Here is a 16975-nt window from a genome sequence, read left to right on the forward strand (position 1 = left end):
GGTGTTAATTCCGGGCGCGCTTCTCCTTGCTGTCGCCGCGGCGCTTTTCGGTACGGCATTCGTAGGTCAGCGTAGTGCTGCCGTTCGGTTCGACGGTTTCGAGTCGCACCGCGAAGCCCCACAGGCGGGCGAGATGCTTCATCACCTCTTCGACACTCTTGCCGAGCGGGCGCCGGTTGTAGGGCTGATAGCGCAGGGTGAGGGAGCGGTCGCCCCGGAAGTCGACGCTCCAGACCTGGATGTTGGGCTCGCGGCAACCCAGGTTGTATTGATTGGACAGCCGTTCGCGCAGCTCGCGGTAGCCGCGTTCTTCATGAATGGCGGAGACGAAGAGCTTGCTCTTCTTGTCGTCGTCCTGCACGGCAAAGAGTTTGAAAGAGCGCATCAGGCGTGGCGAGAGAAACTGGGCGATGAAGCTTTCGTCCTTGAAGTTGCGCATGGCGAAATCGAAAGTCTCTTGCCAGTTGCTGCCGGCGATGTCGGGAAACCACTCGCGGTCTTCGTCGGTGGGCGATTCGCAGATGCGTTTGATGTCTTGCCACATGGCAAAGCCGAGGGCATAGGGGTTGATGCCGTTGTACCAGGGGTCGTTATAGTTGGGCTGGTACATCACGCTGGAGTGCGAGTGCAGGAACTCCATCATGAAGCTGTCGGCCAGCAGGCCTTCGTCGTACAGCGTGTTGAGCAGGGTGTAGTGCCAGAAGCTGGCCCAGCCTTCGTTCATGACCTGGGTCTGGCGCTGGGGGAAGAAGTATTGCGCGACCTTGCGCACGATGCGGACGATCTCGCGTTGCCACGGTTCGAGCAGCGGGGCGTGTTTTTCGATGAAGTAGAGAATGTTCTCTTGCGGCTCGGGGGGGAAGCGTGGCGCCTCTTCCTTGGTATCGGTGGTGGTGCGCGTTGGCAGCGTGCGCCAGAGTTCGTTGACCTGCCGTTGCAGATAGGTTTCGCGCTCGCTCTGGCGGGCTTGCTCTTTGAGCAGCGATAGCTTGGGCGGGCGTTTGTAGCGATCGACACCGACGTTCATCAGCGCGTGGCAGGAGTCGAGCAACTCTTCGACCGCGTCGACGCCGTGACGCTGCTCGCACTGGGCGATGTAGTTGCGCGCAAAAATCAGGTAGTCGACGATGGCGTCGGGGCTGGTCCAGGTGCGGAACAGGTAGTTGCCCTTGAAGAAGGCGTTGTGCCCATAGGCGGCGTGGGCGATGACCAGCGCCTGCATGGTCAGGGTGTTTTCTTCCATGAGATAGGCGATGCACGGATCGGAGTTGATCACGATCTCGTAGGCGAGGCCCATCTGGCCGCGCTTGTAGCGCTTCTCGGTGGCCAGAAACTGTTTGCCGAAGCTCCAGTGGTGGTAGTTGACCGGCATGCCGACGGAGGCGTAGGCGTCCATCATCTGCTCAGAGGTGATCATTTCGACCTGTACCGGATAGGTGTCGAGCTTGTAATTGGCCGCGACCCGGGCGATCTCCTCGTGGTACAGGCCGATGGCTTCGAACGTCCATTCGGCACCGCTCGGCAATTTTTTGCTGGCAAGTGTGGTGTTGCTCATGCCGGCTCCTTTTTGAACAGTTCCCGGAATACCGGGTAGATGTCTTCAAGGGATTCGATACGCTGCAGGGCGAAATTGCGGTGATGCGCCGTCAGCCCTTCGTATTGCCGCCACAGATTCTGGGCTTCGCCGGTGGTGATCTCGATGTAGGCAAAATAGCGGCACAGGGCGAGTAACTCTTTGTCGAGGATGTCGCAGCAAATGGGCGAGTCGTTATCCCAGTTGTCACCATCTGAAGCTTGTGCGCCGTATACGTTCCAGGCGCCGGGTGGGTAGCGGTCGCGCACGATGTCGGTCATCAGGCGCAGGGCACTCGACACCACGGTGCCGCCAGATTCGCGGGAGTGGAAAAACTCGTCTTCGTCCACTTCCTTGGCGATGGTGTGATGACGGATGAACACCACGTCGATATGTTCGTAGTTCCGGCGAAGAAACAGATACAGCAGCATGAAGAAGCGCTTGGCCGTGGCCTTTTTCTGCTCGTCCATGGAGCCGGACACGTCCATGACGCAAAACATCACGGCCTGGGTAATCGGCTTTGGGATGCGGATGCGGTTGTTGTAACGCAGGTCGAAGCGGTCGATGAAGGGGATGGCTTCGATGCGGATGAGCAGTCGGGAGCGCTCTTCGCGTAACGCTGCGATCTCGTCGAGGTGAGCGGTGGTGTCCTGCTCCAGCGCCTCGATCTCTTCGTCGATCTCGCGCACGCGCGCGGCCAGTGGCGCACCGAGCGCCTTGCGCCGACCAATGGCGCCGCGCAGTGAACGAACCACGTTGATGTTGGTCGGTACGCCGTCAGACGTAAATCCGGCGCGCTGGGTCTTGAATTCGGTGAGCTTGGCCAGTTCGGTGCGAACGAGGTTGGGCAGGGCGAGGTCGTCGAAAAAGACGTCGAGGAATTCGTCCCTCGAGAGCTGAAAAACGAAATCGTCCTCGCTTTCGCCTTCGTTCGAGGCGCCACCGCCGCCGCTGCTGCCGCCACCGCCCATGGGCCGGTCGATACCGTCGCCCGAGGCGAAGCGGTCATTGCCGGTGAATACCTGCTCCCAGACGCCTTCCTTGCCGTGCTGAAAGCTCGGCTCGGAGAGGTCTTTGGACGGGATCGAGATTTCTTCGCCGCTTTCCAGGTCGCGAATAGAGCGCCCGTCAATCGCGTCGGCCACCGCCTTGCGGATCTGCCGCTTGAAGCGGCGCATGAAGCGCTGGCGATTGGCTGTGCTCTTTTTCTTACTGTCGAAACGTCGGTCGATGATCCGGACCATCGTCCTCCCCCCTTTTGCCGCAAGCCGGTGGCCGCCGCCCGAAGGCTGCGGCCGTCCGATTTACGAGGATTTGCGGACGCGCAGGTACCACTCGCAGAGCAAGCGAACCTGCTTCTCGGTGTAGCCCTTTTCGATCATGCGATTGACGAAATCCTGGTGCTTGCGCTGCTCGTCGGCGCTGGCCTTGGCATTGAAGCTGATGACCGGCAGCAAGTCTTCGGTGTTGGAGAACATCTTCTTCTCGATCACCGCGCGCAGTTTCTCGTAGCTGGTCCAGCTCGGATTCTTGCCGGCGTTCTGGGCGCGGGCGCGCAGCACGAAGTTGACCACCTCGTTGCGGAAATCCTTCGGGTTGCTGATGCCGGCGGGTTTTTCGATCTTCTCAAGCTCATCATTGAGTGAATTGCGATCGAGGATCTCGCCGGTGTTAGGGTCGCGGAACTCCTGATCCTGAATCCAGAAGTCGGCATAGGTCACGTAGCGGTCGAAGATGTTCTGGCCGTACTCGGAGTAGCTCTCGAGGTAAGCGGTCTGGATCTCCTTGCCGATGAATTCGGCGTAGTGCGCCGACAGATATTCCTTGATGAAGGCGCGGTAGCGGTCTTCAACTTCCTGCGGGAACTGCTCTTGCTCGATCTGTTGTTCGAGCACATACATGAGGTGGACCGGGTTGGCGGCGACCTCGCGGTGGTCAAAGTTGAACACCCGCGACAGCACCTTGAACGCAAAGCGGGTCGACAGGCCGTTCATGCCTTCATTGACACCGGCGTAGTCGCGGTATTCCTGATAGGACTTCGCTTTCGGGTCAGTGTCCTTGAGGCTCTCGCCATCGTAGATCCGCATCTTGGAGTAGATGCTGGAATTCTCGGGCTCGGCCAGGCGGGACAGGATCGCGAACTGCGCCATCATGCGCAGGGTGTCGGGGGCGCAGGGCGCCTCGGCGAGCGAACTTTCGCGCAACAGCTTTTCGTAGATTCGGATTTCGTCCGATGCGCGCAAGCAATACGGCACCTTGACGGTATAGATCCGGTCGAGGAAGGCCTCGTTGTTCTTGTTGTTCTTGAACGCGGCCCATTCCGACTCGTTCGAGTGGGCCATCACGATACCGTCGAAGGGAATCGCGCCAAAGCCCTCGGTGCCTTTGTAGTTACCTTCCTGGGTGGCCGTCAGCAAGGGGTGAAGCACCTTGATGGGTGCTTTGAACATCTCGACAAACTCGAGCAGACCGCGGTTGGCCAGGCACAGGCCGCCCGAGTAGCTGTAGGCGTCCGGGTCGTCCTGCGAGTGCGCTTCGAGTTTGCGGATGTCCACCTTGCCGACGAGCGAGGAGATGTCCTGATTGTTTTCGTCGCCCGGTTCGGTCTTGGCGATCGCGATCTGGCGCAGCACCGAGGGCCGCAGCTTGACCACGCGAAACTTCGTGATGTCGCCGCCAAACTCGTGGAGCCGCTTCACCGCCCACGGACTCATGATGGTATTCAGATAGCGCGCCGGGATGCCAAAGTCGTCCTGCAGGAGCTTGCCGTCTTCTTCGGGTTTGAACAGACCGAGGGGTGACTCATGGACGGGCGAGTCCTTGATGGCATAGAAAGGCACATGTTCCATCAGGCTCTTCAAACGTTCAGCCAGCGACGACTTGCCGCCGCCGACGGGGCCGAGCAGGTAGAGAATCTGTTTCTTTTCCTCCAGGCCCTGCGCCGCATGCCGGAAGTAAGAGACAATGTTCTCGATCGCCTCTTCCATTCCGTAGAACTCAGGGAAGGCGGGATAACGCTTGAGCACCTTGTTGGAAAAAATCCGCGACAGACGCGGGTCGTCCCGGGTGTCGATGAACTCCGGCTCGCCGATGGCCAGCAGCAGTCGTTCGGCTGCCGTTGCGTAGGCGCTCGGGTCGTCGCGACACAGGTCGAGATATTCCTGGAGCGACATCTCTTCTTCGCGTGTCGCTTCAAACCGGGCTTGGTAGGCGTTGAAGATGCTCATCTGACGTCTCCTGCTAGGTACCGCATGATCAGGCGGAGGGGAGCCGGTGTGCCGGGGTGTTGCGGTCTTCGGGTGTTCTAACGACAGCTCATCCCATAACTTGATGCCATCGGCGTGATGATTAGTTTCCGCGTTTCCTTGGTTCAGAGGAGGAAAAGTGTCACGGGTTCCCCCCATGTGGTGGGTTTTTTCAATGATTGGCGGATGCGTGCGGTGCGCTCGCATACGGGGTGATTTGCGTTGCGCTGTTCCGGCCAACCCCTGTGATAAACTTATCGTTTGTCTTCACTCAACATAGCGTGTGCGTCCGGCCATTGGGTCGTGGCGCGCCAGTCATTAGTCGGGAATGTTCATGCAAACCAACCAGGAAACCACCAACGCCCTCGAACGTCGCATCGACATTACGGTCGCCAAGGAGGCCGTCGAGCAAGAGGTTCAGGCGCGTCTCAAGCATCTAGGCCGTACCGTGAAAATGCCGGGTTTTCGTCCTGGGAAAGTGCCGCTCAAGATGATCGAGCAGAGCTACGGTGGTCAGGCGCGCTCCGAAGCCGTCGGCACCGCACTTGAGAAGGCCTTTGCACAGAAAGTGCAGGAAGAAAAACTGCGCGTGGCCGGTCAGCCGCGTCTTGAGCCCAAAGCCGAAGCCGAAGACGGCGCCCTGGCCTTCACCGCCGTGTTCGAGGTGTATCCCGAAATCACGCTGGGTGAAGTCAGCGACAAGGCCATCGAGCGCCCGTCATTGACGGTCAGCGATGTTGAAATCGACAAGACCATCGATGTGTTGCGCAAGCAACGCACCAACTACGAAACCGTCGAGCGTGCCGCGACCGCTGACGACCGTGTGGTGATCGACTTCACCGGTCGCAAGGATGGCGAAGTTTTCGAAGGCGGTCAGGCCAGCGACTTCCCGTTCGTGATCGGCGCAGGCAGCATGCTGAAGGATTTCGAAGACGCGGTTGATGGCCTCAAGGCCGGCGAGTCCAAGACCTTCAGCATGACCTTCCCGGAGGACTACCACGCAGCGAATCTCGCCGGTCAGACCGTCGAGTTCGAAATCACCGTCAAGGAAGTCGGCGCGGCCAAGCTGCCGGAAATCGACGCCGAGTTCGCCAAGTCTCTGGGCGTGGCCGACGGCGACGTGACCAAGATGCGTGACGAAGTGAAAGCCAATCTGGAGCGCGAGGTCAGCCGCCGGATCAAGACCCGCATCAAAGAGCAGGCCATGGATGCCTTGCTGGCCGCCAACCCGATTGACGTGCCCAAGGCGCTGGTCACCCGCGAAGCCGAGCAGCTGGCTGAAAACGCCCGCCGCGACATGGAAAGCCGTGGCATGCAAACTAAGGATCTGCCGGTGTCTGCAGATTGGTTCACCGAGCAGGCCGAGCGTCGCGTCAAGCTGGGTCTGGTGCTGGCTGAACTGGTCGCCGCCAAGGACCTGTACGCCAAGCCGGAGCAGGTTCGTGCCCTGATCGAAGATTTCGCCCAGAGCTACGAAGACCCGAAAGAAGTCATCGAGTGGTATTACAGCCAGCCGCAGCGCATGGCGCAGGCCGAGGCGCTGGTGATCGAAGAGAACGCGGTTGACTGGGTGTTGAATAACGCCAAGACTGAAGACAAGGTCGTCGACTTTGACGAACTCATGGGCGCTACGGCATGATCAACGTCGGACATCCGACAACAAACCATTCAGGCATGGCAATGACCAGTGATTGGAATCCCGTTGGCCTCGGCATGGTGCCGATGGTCATCGAGCAAAGCGGCCGGGGCGAGCGTGCGTACGACATCTATTCGCGCTTGCTCAAGGAACGCGTCATTTTTCTGGTCGGTCCGGTCAACGACACGACGGCGAATCTGATTGTGGCGCAGATGCTTTTCCTTGAATCGGAGAATCCGGACAAGGACATCTACTTCTACATCAACTCGCCGGGTGGCGCCGTGACCGCCGGTATGGCGATCTACGACACCATGCAGTTCGTCAAGCCGAACGTCAGCACACTGTGCATCGGCCAGGCGGCCAGCATGGGGGCCTTTCTGTTGGCCGCGGGGGAGAAGGGCAAGCGTTACTGCCTGCCGAACTCGCGGATCATGATTCACCAGCCGCTGGGCGGTTTCCAGGGGCAGGCGTCGGATATCGAAATCCACGCGCGAGAGATTCTGACCTTGCGCAGCCGGCTCAATAAAATGCTGGCCGACCATAGCGGCCAGAGCATTGAACAGGTCGAGAAGGACACGGATCGCGATAACTTCATGTCAGCCGAAGAGGCGGTGCGCTATGGCATCATCGACAAGGTTCTGACCAGCCGGGCCGATACGGTCTGAGCGCCAACGAGAGAGTGTTATGACTGAGAAGAAAACGGGCGGCGAAAAGCTCCTGTACTGCTCGTTTTGTGGCAAGAGCCAGCATGAAGTGCGCAAGCTCATCGCTGGCCCTTCCGTCTTCATCTGCGATGAATGCATTGAGCTTTGCAATGACATCATCCGTGATGAACTGGCGGGTGACCACGGCGGCGAAGAAGGCCGCACTGACCTGCCCACGCCGCTTGAGATCTTCGAGATCCTCAATCAGTACGTGGTCGGCCAGCCCAAAGCCAAGCGTATTCTGGCGGTGGCGGTCTACAACCACTACAAGCGCCTCAAGCACCTCGAGGCCACCAAGGACGATGTTGAGCTCGCCAAGAGCAATATCCTGCTCGTCGGCCCAACCGGTTCGGGCAAGACACTGCTGGCCCAAACGCTTGCGCGCTTGCTCAACGTGCCTTTCGTGATGGCCGATGCCACCACACTGACCGAAGCCGGCTATGTGGGTGAAGATGTCGAAAACATCATCCAGAAGCTGCTTCAGAAGTGCGATTACGATGTCGACAAGGCCCAGCGAGGCATTGTCTATATTGATGAGATCGACAAAATCTCGCGCAAGTCCGACAACCCGTCGATCACGCGTGACGTGTCGGGCGAGGGCGTGCAGCAGGCGCTGCTCAAACTGATCGAAGGCACCGTGGCCGCCGTGCCGCCGCAAGGCGGGCGCAAGCACCCGAATCAGGACTTCGTCCAGATCGACACCACAAACATCCTGTTTATTTGCGGCGGGGCGTTTGACGGACTTGAGCGCGTCATTCGCGACCGCACCGAGCAGGCCGGTATCGGTTTTGGTGCCGAAGTGCGAAGCCGTGAAGGCAAGCCAGCCTCCGAGACCTTGTTGAACGTCGAGCCGGAAGATCTGGTCAAGTTCGGCTTGATCCCGGAATTCGTTGGACGCTTGCCCGTGGTTGCCAGCTTGCAGGAACTTGACGAGGAAGCCTTGGTCAAGATTCTCACGGAGCCGAAGAACGCGCTGGTCAAGCAATACGGCAAACTCTTTTCCATGGAAGGTGTCGATCTCGAGTTTCGTGACGCTGCGCTGCGTGCGATTGCGCGGCGTGCCTTGAAGCGGAAAACCGGGGCGCGAGGCTTGCGCTCTATTCTCGAAGCCACTTTGCTTGACGTCATGTACGATTTGCCGACGATGGAAAACGTCGAGAAAATTGTTATTGATGAAGGTGCGATTGAAGGCAGTGCCCAGCCCATTCTGATTTTTGCAGATCAGCAAAAGGTTGCCGGTTCCAACTGAATTCGGGGTTGCTATCTTGAATTTGTATCACGGGCCCCCATCTGGGCCCGTGATCCCTTTCTGAAGGAAAAGTCATGTCTGGCACCCAGGAGTTGCCGCAGGAGCAGATGGAATTCCCGCTGCTGCCGCTGCGTGATGTGGTGGTTTTCCCCCACATGGTGATCCCACTGTTTGTGGGGCGCCCGAAATCTATTAAAGCCCTTGAGATGGCGATGGAAGGCGCGAAGAGCATTTTGCTTGTCGCCCAGAAGTCCGCCGCTCAAGACGAACCCGGTGCTCAGGATCTCTACGATATCGGCTGTGTCGCCAATATTTTGCAGATGCTCAAGCTCCCGGACGGCACCATCAAGGTGCTGGTTGAAGGCGTTCAACGGGCGAATCTGGACTCTGTCGCAGACCTGGATAGCGTCTTCACCGCGAAGGCAACGCCGATCCCGATTGCTGAAGTGGCGTCGCACGAAATCGAAGCGATGCGTCGGGCGATCATTGCCCAGTTCGACCAGTACGTAAAACTGAACAAGAAGATTCCCCCGGAGATTCTGACTTCGCTGGGTGGTATCGAAGAGTCCGGTCGTTTGGCCGACACCATCGCGGCCCACCTGCCGCTCAAGCTCGAGCAGAAGCAGGAAGTACTCGAAATGTTCGACGCCACTGCGCGTCTCGAGCGTCTGCTGACCCAGCTTGAGTCCGAGCTCGACATTCTCCAGGTCGAAAAGCGCATCCGTGGCCGTGTCAAACGGCAGATGGAAAAAAGCCAGCGTGAGTACTACCTGAACGAGCAGGTCAAGGCCATCCAGAAAGAACTTGGCGAAGGCGAAGACGGTGCTGATCTCGAGGAGCTCGATCGCAAGATCAAGGCTTCCGGGATGAGCAAGGAAGCGCTTGCCAAGGCCAATGGCGAGCTCAAGAAGCTGCGCCTGATGTCGCCGATGTCCGCAGAGGCAACGGTCGTGCGCAACTACATCGAGACCGTCATCGGCTTGCCGTGGAAAAAGCGCTCGCGCATCCACAAGGACCTGCAAGAAGCCGAGAAAGTGCTCGACAAGGAGCACTACGGCCTCGAGAAGGTCAAGGAGCGCATCGTTGAGTACCTTGCGGTTCAGCAGCGTGTTGACAAGCTCAAAGCGCCGATTCTGTGCCTTGTGGGGCCTCCGGGGGTTGGGAAGACCTCGCTGGGCCAGTCAATTGCACGGGCGACCAATCGCAAGTTCGTGCGCATGTCCCTGGGTGGGGTTCGTGACGAGGCCGAAATTCGTGGCCACCGACGTACCTACATCGGCTCCATGCCGGGCAAGATTTTGCAAAACATGACCAAGGTCGCGGTCAAGAACCCGTTGTTCCTGCTCGACGAAGTCGACAAGATGGGTCAGGACTTCCGCGGTGATCCGTCGTCGGCGCTGCTTGAGGTGCTCGATCCGGAGCAGAACTCCACGTTTGTCGACCACTACATCGAAGTCGAGTATGACTTGTCTGACGTCATGTTCGTGGCGACGGCAAATACGCTCAATATTCCTGCGGCCCTGCTGGACCGGATGGAAGTGATTCGCTTGTCCGGCTACACCGAGGACGAGAAGGTCAATATCGCGCAGCGTTATCTGGTGCCCAAGCAATTGAGCGCCAACGGTTTGAAGAAGGACGAAGTCACCATCACCGAAGACGCGTTGCGCGATGCCATTCGTTATTACTCGCGGGAAGCCGGTGTGCGCAGTCTGGAGCGTGAAATTTCCAAGATCTGTCGCAAGGTCGTGCGTGCGCTGGTCCTGCGCAAGCGCGCCACCAAGGTCGTCGTTAACAGCAAGAGCCTCGATAAGTACTTGGGCGTTCGTCGCTACAGCTTCGGCATGGCGGAGAAGGAAAACCAGGTGGGGCAGGTGACGGGTCTGGCCTGGACCGAAGTGGGCGGCGAACTGCTGACGGTTGAAGCCGTTGTCTTGCCGGGCAAAGGCAAGGTGGTTAACACCGGCAAACTCGGCGAGGTCATGCAGGAGTCGATTCAGGCTGCGCTGTCGGTGGTTCGCCGTCGCGCACGTTCGCTTGGCATTGCTGAGGATTTCTATCAGAAGAGCGACCTGCACATCCACTTGCCGGAAGGTGCCATCCCCAAAGATGGTCCGTCGGCCGGTGGGGCGATTACGACGGCCATGGTGTCGGCGCTGACCGGGATCCCCGTGCGGTGTGACGTGGCAATGACCGGCGAAATTACCTTGCGTGGAGAGGTCTTGCCGATCGGCGGTCTCAAGGAAAAGCTGCTGGCTGCCGTGCGCGGCGGGATCACCACAGCGTTGATTCCGGAAGAAAACGTCAAGGATTTGGCGGAAATGCCTGACAACATCAAGAATGCGCTGGAGATTGTGCCTGTGCGCTGGATTGATCAAGTGCTGGAGCATGCGCTGGAGCGTCGTCCTGAGCCGCTGCCGCCGGCCTCTGCCGATGGCGGAGCGACGGTGTCGGATTCGGAGAAAGCGTCTGATCCGCAGAACCTGCGAGCGCACTAAGCGCTCGAAGACTGGAAAACGGCCGCGTAAGCGGCCGTTTTCTTTTGTGCGTTTGCGCTGCACCGCGGCTTGACAGTCATAAAAAGCCCACGCTATAAAACCTGTGCGTTACCCGCCAGCACTGCCGCGATACCGCACCGTAGTGGCGCGGAATGGTGGTTGTTGCCCATATCAAAAAACGAAAGGGGACATCCGTGAATAAATCCGAACTGATCGATCAAATCGCTGACCAGGCTGATCTGTCGAAAGCGGCTGCTGGCCGGGCGCTTGATGCGGCTATTGGGGCTGTGTCGACGGCGCTGAAAAAAGGCGGCACGGTAACGCTCGTGGGCTTTGGTACCTTCTATGTTGGCAAGCGGGCGGCCAGAACGGGGCGTAACCCACGCACGGGTGCAGCTATCAAGATCAAATCAGCAAAAGTGCCGAAGTTTCGCGCTGGCAAAGCCCTCAAAGATGCAGTAAACTAGCGCGCTTTCGAGCCTCGTGGCTTGAGCGCGGGTGCTTAGCTCAGTTGGTAGAGCGTCGCCCTTACAAGGCGAATGTCGGCGGTTCGAACCCGTCAGCACCCACCAGCGCACAGCGGAGTGGTAGTTCAGTTGGTTAGAATACCGGCCTGTCACGCCGGGGGTCGCGGGTTCGAGTCCCGTCCACTCCGCCAGACCAAACAAAGGCGAGCGTTACGTTCGCCTTTTTTTATGCGAGTTTCGCTTTCGCGATACCATCCGCCTTTCAACGCTCTACTTGGTCATAAACATGTTTGAGGCAGTTCGAAACAACAAGCGCATCGCGCAAGCCATTCTCGCCCTGATCTCGGTGACGTTTGCATTCTTCGGTATCGAGTCCTATCTCAATAACAACGGCGCTGCTGGTGAGGTCGCGACGGTTGGTGGTACGCCCATCTCCGCTTACGAGTTCGAGCAGGCGGTTCGCGAGCAACAAGACCGAATTCGCGCCTCCAACGAAGGGCAGGTCGATCCGGCCACGTTCCAGGATCCGCTGTTCCGGCGCGCGGTGCTCGACAATCTCGTGAATCAGCGGCTGCTGTCGCTGTTCGCCAGCGAACACCGTTTGTCGGTGTCGGATGAGCAGTTGCGTCAGACGATTGCCGGCATTCCCGCATTTCAGGAAGACGGTCAGTTTTCCAATGCACGCTATCAGGCCGCGTTGCGCGGCCAGGGCATGAATGATCTGAGCTTCCAGGAGCGCCTCCGCGGCGAGCTGGCCTATCAGCAAGTGCTCAGCGCCATGGGTGAGGCAGCCATGGTCCCCAAGGCGGCGGTGTCGCGTGTGCTGTCGGCGCAGCTGGAGGAGCGGACGGTGCATATGGTGCGTTTCGAACCAGAGACCTATCTCAAGTCGCTCGAGATCTCGCCGGAAGCGGCGAAGGCATACTACGAAGCAAATATCGAAAGCTATGCTGTGCCGGCGCGCGTCAAGTTGTCGTACCTCGTATTGAGTGCTGACACGCTGAAATCAAAAGTGACCGTCTCTGACGATGAACTGCGCGCCGAGTACGAGCAAACCAAGTTGAACCTCGGGTCGCCCGAGGAGCGCAAGGCACGCCATATTCTGGTTCAAGTGGCCGCCGATGCCTCCGAGGCTGACGTGGCTGCCGCAAGCAAGAAAGCAGAGGCGCTGCTGGCCGAGATCAAGGCGGACGGCTCTCGTTTTGAAGCCATCGCCAAGACCGCCTCGGATGATCCGGGTTCGTCGGCCAATGGGGGTGACCTGGGTTTCTTTGGTCGCGGCGCCATGCTCAAGCCGTTTGAAGATGCCGCGTTTTCGCTGGCGGTGGGCGAAGTGAGCGAGCTTGTTCGTTCAGATTTTGGTTTCCATATTATTCGTGTCGACGACATTCGCAAGGCGACGATCCCGTCTTTTGAGGAAGCACGCGGACAACTGGAGGCGACGCTGCGCGAGCGCGCTGCCAGCCGTCGTTTCGCGGAGTCTGCCGAGCAGTTTGCCAACCTGGTGTATGAACAGCCGGACTCTCTCGAGCCGGCGGCCAACCAGTTCGGGCTTGAAATCCGCTCGACGGAAGACTGGATCGAGAAGGGGGCCACGACGGTCGCCGGGTTCGAGTCTCCCGCCTTGGCCGAAGCGGTGTTCTCGCAGTCAGCCATTGCCAGCAAGCACAATACGGATGCGATCGATATCGGAAACAATACGATTGTTGCTGCACGTGTGACATCGCATGAGCCGGCACAGCGACGGAGTTTCGATGAGGTAAAAGCCGAAGTCGAATCGCAGTTGCGTCAGCAACAGGCCGCAGAAGCCGCAGCGAAGGCCGGCGCAGACCAGTTGGCCGCGCTGACGAAGGGCGAGAAGGCCGACCTGAGCTGGGGCGACCCGATCAAGCTCCAGCGCGGTTTGCCGATGCTGCCGCCAAACGCGATGACTTCTGTCTTTGCTGTGGCGTCCGATAGCCTGCCGGCCTACACCGGTGTGAGCGTGCCAGGCGCAGGGTATGCGCTGTTTCGTGTGGATGCCGTCAAGAAGGTGACGATTGACGACAAGGATCCTCGCCTGGAGACGATGACTGATCAGTACGCGCAGTTGATGGGCGCGCAGGATTTGCGCGCTTTCTTGAGTGCGTTGCGTGAGCGTTATGCGGTGAAAATCAATGCAGCTGCGCTGGCGACTGACAGCAACGGCTGAGACCCGCGTTTCGTTTAAGTTTTGAGCAGCTTAAAAAAATGCCTCCCGAGTGGGAGGCATTTTTTATGGGTGCTGAAAAAAACCAACGCGATGCGCCAGTTTTTTAGATTCTCAGGTCAATCAACCTTGGTCGGGGTTGCCCAGTGCGGTGGTATTGAAACCGCCATCGACATACATGATCTCGCCGGTGATGCCGCTGGCCAGGTCGGAGCACATGAATGCGGCCGCGTTGCCGACTTCGTCGATTGTGACGTTGCGACGCAGCGGCGCGTTGCGCTCGTTGAAGGAGAGCAGCTTGCCGAAGTTGCCAATGCCGGAGGCTGCCAGCGTCTTGATCGGGCCAGCCGACACGGCATTGACGCGCGTGCCTTCGGGGCCGAGGCAGGCGGCGAGGTAGCGTACCGAGGCTTCAAGACTGGCTTTGGCCAGACCCATGATGTTGTAGTTCGGCATGGTGCGAACGGCGCCGAGGTAGGACAGCGTGAGCAGCGAGCCATTGCGTCCGGCCAGCAGCGGCCGCGCCGCTTTGGCCATGGCCGGGAAGCTGTAGGCACTGATTTCCTGGGAGATGCGGAAAGCCTCACGTGACAGCCCTTCAAGGAAGTCGCCCTCGAGTGCATCGCTGGGTGCGTAGGCAATCGAGTGAACTACGCTGTCGATGCCGCCCCAGGCGTCGCCGATCTGTGAAAAGAGGTCGTCGATCTGCGTGTCGTCCTGGACGTCACACGGCAAAATCAGTTCACTGCCGAAATCGGCGGCGAGTTTGCTGACGCGTTCCTGGAAACGTTCGTTCTGATAGGCAAACGCCAACTCGGCGCCTTCGCGGTGCATTGCTCGCGCGACACCGTAGGCAATCGACCGGTTGCTAAGCAAGCCGGTGACCAGAATTCGCTTTCCTGTGAGAAGCCCCATTTTTATCTAATCTCCGTTGAGCCAATCGGCGAATTATAGCCGAAGCCACACAGACCGAGGGGTTGTAGGCCGCAATCTTCGGCGAAGCGTTGAGGGGGGGGCAGGGCAAGGGGATTCGCTGCATGGCTGAGCCGCGTGAGGCCATGTGAGCCGTGCTCTCCTGCGAGCGCTTGATGCTTGTGCGGGGAGAACGCCGATGCCAGTCGTTCGCTGCTTGGGCTAAACTGCCGGCCATGCTCAACCGCTTTCGCACAATGCGCCTCGTCCTTCGATGTCATTTGCTTCGATGCCCGCTGGCCGGCGTATCGGCAGTTATCGATACCGTGCGGCGAGGTGTCTCGATCATGTGTGCGGCGGTGCTTTGTGGGGTGCTGTCGGGCTGCGGCAATGCCTGGAATGATCCGTATCCGGCGGCGGAGTCGGGCCAGAATATTCTCTATTCGGCTTTTGTTAACCGGCCGAAGCACTTCGATCCGGTGCAGTCGTATTCCGAAGACGAGGCGACCTTTCTGTACCAGATCTACGAGCCGCCGCTTCAGTATCACTATCTGCAGCGTCCGTATGCATTGATCCCAGGCGCCGCCGCACAGATGCCTGTGCTGTATCGCTATGGCAAGGATGGCGTGCTGCTGCCTGACGGTGCGGCGGCCGCCGACGTGGCCCATACGGTGTACGAAATAAGGGTGCGCCCCGGTGTGCGTTATCAGCCTCACCCCGCATTTGCGAAAGACGCGTCGGGGCGCCCAGCCTATGTGCCAATGCCTGCTGCGGCACTTGAGGTCGCGACGGCAATTCCCGACTTCCCGCTGGTGGGGTCTCGCGAGCTGATTGCCGAGGATTTTGTCTATCAGCTCAAGCGCCTTGCACACCCCAGGCTGCATTCGCCGATCTTCGAACTGATGCGGGGGTATATCCGCGGCTTGAGTGGCCTGCACGAGGCGCTTGCGGCGGCAGCGGAGAAGGCGGGGCCGGACGCCTGGCTCGATCTGGACGAGTTTGTGCTCGATGGCGTGGAGGTGGTTGATCGCTACACCTACCGGATTCGGGTTGAAGGCACCTATCCGCAACTGTCCTACTGGATGACGATGCCGTTTTTTGCGCCTGTGCCGCGTGAAGTCGATCGCTTTTACGCACAGCCCGGCATGGCGGAAAAGAATCTGACGCTGGACTGGTGGCCGGTGGGAACGGGCCCGTACATGCTGGTCGAGAACGATCCGAATGCGCGCATGGTGCTGGCGCGCAACCCGAACTATCGTGGCGAAACCTACCCGTGTGAAGCCGGTGATGATGATGTTGCAGCCGGCATGGTGGCCGATTGTGGCAAGGCGATTCCGTTCATTGATCGGGCGGTGTTCTCTCGCGAAAAAGAGGGCATTCCCTACTGGAACAAATTCCTGCAGGGGTACTACGACGCTTCCGGGCTGTCGTCCGACAATTTTGATCAGGCCGTCCAGATGGGCGGCGAGGGTGAGGTTGGACTCAGCGACGAGATGCGCGCGCAAGGGATCGAGCTGATCACCTCGGTGTCGCCCACAGTGATGTACCTGGGCTTCAACATGCTCGACCCTGTGGTCGGCGGAACCAGCGAAGCAGCGCGCAAGCTGCGCCTGGCGCTGTCGATTGCGATTGATGAAGAAGAGTTCATTTCGGTGTTTCTCAATGGCCGCGGGTCACCTGCAATGCATCCGGTGCCGCCGGGCATCTTCGGTCATGAACCCGGCGAGGCGGGCATCAATCCAATGGTGTACGACTGGATCAATGGTGCGCCGGTGCGCAAGTCGGTCGACGTCGCGCGCAAGCTTCTGGCCGAAGCCGGTTACCCGGGCGGACGCGACGTCAACACGGGTGCGCCCTTGGTGATTCACCTCGATACGACCTCGTCAGGCATGGGCCAGAAGTCATACGTGAATTGGCTGACCAAGCAACTCAGGAAGATCGATCTCCAGTTGGTGGTGCGAGATTCCGACTGGAACCGCTTGCAGGACAAATTGCGCAAGGGCAACGCGCAGATGTTTTTCCTGGGCTGGAACGCCGATTACCCCGACCCGGAGAATTTCTACTTTTTGCTGTATGGCCCGCAGGGGCGGGTGGCGACGCAGGGCGAGAATGCGAGCAACTACCAAAATGCCGAGTTCGACCGACTCTTCGAGGCCATGAAAGTGATGTCGAACGGCCCTGAGCGCCTGAGCATCATTCGCAAGATGAACCGCATTTTGCAACACGATGCGCCGTGGATCTGGGGCTTTCATCAAAAAGCGTTTGTGCTTCAGCATGGCTGGCTTAAAAACCGGAAACCGGGCGCCATCGTGCGCAACACGCTGAAGTATCAACGTATCGATACGGTTCAGCGGAGCGAAAAACGTCTGGCCTGGAATCGGCCGGTGATCTGGCCGCTGGGCTTGATGGCCGGGTTGCTGGTGTTGATGATCTGGCCGATGGTGCGTCGGTATCGCCAGCACGAACGGCAAACGGTCCGCGTGGCCGACGCGGCGGAGGGTTGAAC

Annotated in this window: 11 protein-coding genes and 2 tRNA genes; 9 read left to right on the forward strand and 4 right to left on the reverse strand. The window is 59.2% G+C overall.

Annotation, left to right across the window (positions count from 1 at the left end; translation table 11 throughout):
• Positions 1–4 precede the first annotated feature (4 nt).
• Genes FHP91_RS16385 through FHP91_RS16395 form a run of 3 tightly spaced genes read right to left on the reverse strand, consistent with a single transcriptional unit; the run spans position 5 to position 4800 of the window.
• Complete coding sequence (locus FHP91_RS16385) at positions 5–1555, reverse strand: SpoVR family protein (RefSeq protein WP_144310588.1); 1551 nt, start codon at positions 1553–1555, stop codon at positions 5–7.
• Positions 1552–2817 (reverse strand): YeaH/YhbH family protein, encoded by a 1266-nt coding sequence (locus FHP91_RS16390; protein WP_144310589.1) that lies wholly within the window; start codon positions 2815–2817, stop codon positions 1552–1554. The genes FHP91_RS16385 and FHP91_RS16390 overlap by 4 nt, the downstream gene beginning before the upstream one ends.
• Positions 2818–2877: 60 nt before the next feature.
• Positions 2878–4800, reverse strand: coding sequence for a PrkA family serine protein kinase (locus tag FHP91_RS16395; protein ID WP_144310590.1), 1923 nt, complete (start codon positions 4798–4800; stop codon positions 2878–2880).
• 352 nt (positions 4801–5152) lie between these two features.
• Here FHP91_RS16395 and tig point away from each other — a divergent pair, with 352 nt between their 5' ends.
• The 8 genes from tig (at position 5153) to FHP91_RS16435 (ending at position 13560) form a co-directional block, all read left to right on the forward strand.
• Entirely contained in the window at positions 5153–6457 is a 1305-nt protein-coding gene (tig, locus tag FHP91_RS16400; protein ID WP_144310591.1) for a trigger factor, read from the forward strand.
• Between the two features lie 35 nt (positions 6458–6492).
• Positions 6493–7119 carry an ATP-dependent Clp endopeptidase proteolytic subunit ClpP gene (gene clpP, locus FHP91_RS16405; protein WP_144176572.1) on the forward strand — a complete coding sequence of 209 codons (627 nt, stop codon included), beginning with the start codon at positions 6493–6495 and terminating at the stop codon, positions 7117–7119.
• A gap of 19 nt (positions 7120–7138) precedes the next feature.
• Positions 7139–8407 (forward strand): ATP-dependent Clp protease ATP-binding subunit ClpX, encoded by a 1269-nt coding sequence (gene clpX / locus FHP91_RS16410; RefSeq protein ID WP_144176571.1) that lies wholly within the window; start codon positions 7139–7141, stop codon positions 8405–8407.
• 74 nt (positions 8408–8481) lie between these two features.
• Positions 8482–10902: an endopeptidase La gene (gene lon / locus FHP91_RS16415; protein ID WP_144310592.1), complete on the forward strand. Its 2421-nt coding sequence runs from the start codon at positions 8482–8484 to the stop codon at positions 10900–10902.
• A gap of 194 nt (positions 10903–11096) precedes the next feature.
• The gene (locus FHP91_RS16420; RefSeq protein WP_144310593.1) at positions 11097–11369 is read left to right on the forward strand and encodes an HU family DNA-binding protein; all 273 of its coding nucleotides are present in this window, start codon (positions 11097–11099) and stop codon (positions 11367–11369) included.
• A gap of 29 nt (positions 11370–11398) precedes the next feature.
• Positions 11399–11474 (forward strand) — tRNA-Val (locus tag FHP91_RS16425).
• A 9-nt stretch (positions 11475–11483) separates the two neighbouring features.
• Positions 11484–11560, forward strand: a tRNA-Asp gene (locus FHP91_RS16430).
• 95 nt (positions 11561–11655) lie between these two features.
• Complete coding sequence (locus tag FHP91_RS16435; RefSeq protein WP_144310594.1) at positions 11656–13560, forward strand: SurA N-terminal domain-containing protein; 1905 nt, start codon at positions 11656–11658, stop codon at positions 13558–13560.
• A gap of 120 nt (positions 13561–13680) precedes the next feature.
• Here FHP91_RS16435 and FHP91_RS16440 read toward each other — a convergent pair whose 3' ends face one another.
• Positions 13681–14472 carry an enoyl-ACP reductase FabI gene (locus FHP91_RS16440; RefSeq protein ID WP_144176567.1) on the reverse strand — a complete coding sequence of 264 codons (792 nt, stop codon included), beginning with the start codon at positions 14470–14472 and terminating at the stop codon, positions 13681–13683.
• 344 nt (positions 14473–14816) lie between these two features.
• On the opposite strand from FHP91_RS16440, the gene FHP91_RS16445 reads away from it, so the two are divergent.
• The gene (locus FHP91_RS16445) at positions 14817–16973 is read left to right on the forward strand and encodes an ABC transporter substrate-binding protein (protein ID WP_246116341.1); all 2157 of its coding nucleotides are present in this window, start codon (positions 14817–14819) and stop codon (positions 16971–16973) included.
• Positions 16974–16975 lie beyond the last annotated feature (2 nt).

The sequence above is a fragment of the Denitromonas halophila genome (assembly GCF_007625155.1).
Taxonomy (GTDB): Bacteria; Pseudomonadota; Gammaproteobacteria; order Burkholderiales; family Rhodocyclaceae; genus Nitrogeniibacter; species Nitrogeniibacter halophilus.

Bases quoted from the DNA above. Each gene is read 5' to 3' on its own strand.
- FHP91_RS16385 (WP_144310588.1), bottom strand. From the start codon at position 1,555: ATGAGCAACACCACACTTGCCAGCAAAAAATTGCCGAGCGGTGCCGAA.
- FHP91_RS16390 (WP_144310589.1), bottom strand. From the start codon at position 2,817: ATGGTCCGGATCATCGACCGACGTTTCGACAGTAAGAAAAAGAGCACA.
- FHP91_RS16395 (WP_144310590.1), bottom strand. From the start codon at position 4,800: ATGAGCATCTTCAACGCCTACCAAGCCCGGTTTGAAGCGACACGCGAA.
- tig (WP_144310591.1), top strand. From the start codon at position 5,153: ATGCAAACCAACCAGGAAACCACCAACGCCCTCGAACGTCGCATCGAC.
- clpP (WP_144176572.1), top strand. From the start codon at position 6,493: ATGGCAATGACCAGTGATTGGAATCCCGTTGGCCTCGGCATGGTGCCG.
- clpX (WP_144176571.1), top strand. From the start codon at position 7,139: ATGACTGAGAAGAAAACGGGCGGCGAAAAGCTCCTGTACTGCTCGTTT.
- lon (WP_144310592.1), top strand. From the start codon at position 8,482: ATGTCTGGCACCCAGGAGTTGCCGCAGGAGCAGATGGAATTCCCGCTG.
- FHP91_RS16435 (WP_144310594.1), top strand. From the start codon at position 11,656: ATGTTTGAGGCAGTTCGAAACAACAAGCGCATCGCGCAAGCCATTCTC.
- FHP91_RS16440 (WP_144176567.1), bottom strand. From the start codon at position 14,472: ATGGGGCTTCTCACAGGAAAGCGAATTCTGGTCACCGGCTTGCTTAGC.
- FHP91_RS16445 (WP_246116341.1), top strand. From the start codon at position 14,817: ATGTGTGCGGCGGTGCTTTGTGGGGTGCTGTCGGGCTGCGGCAATGCC.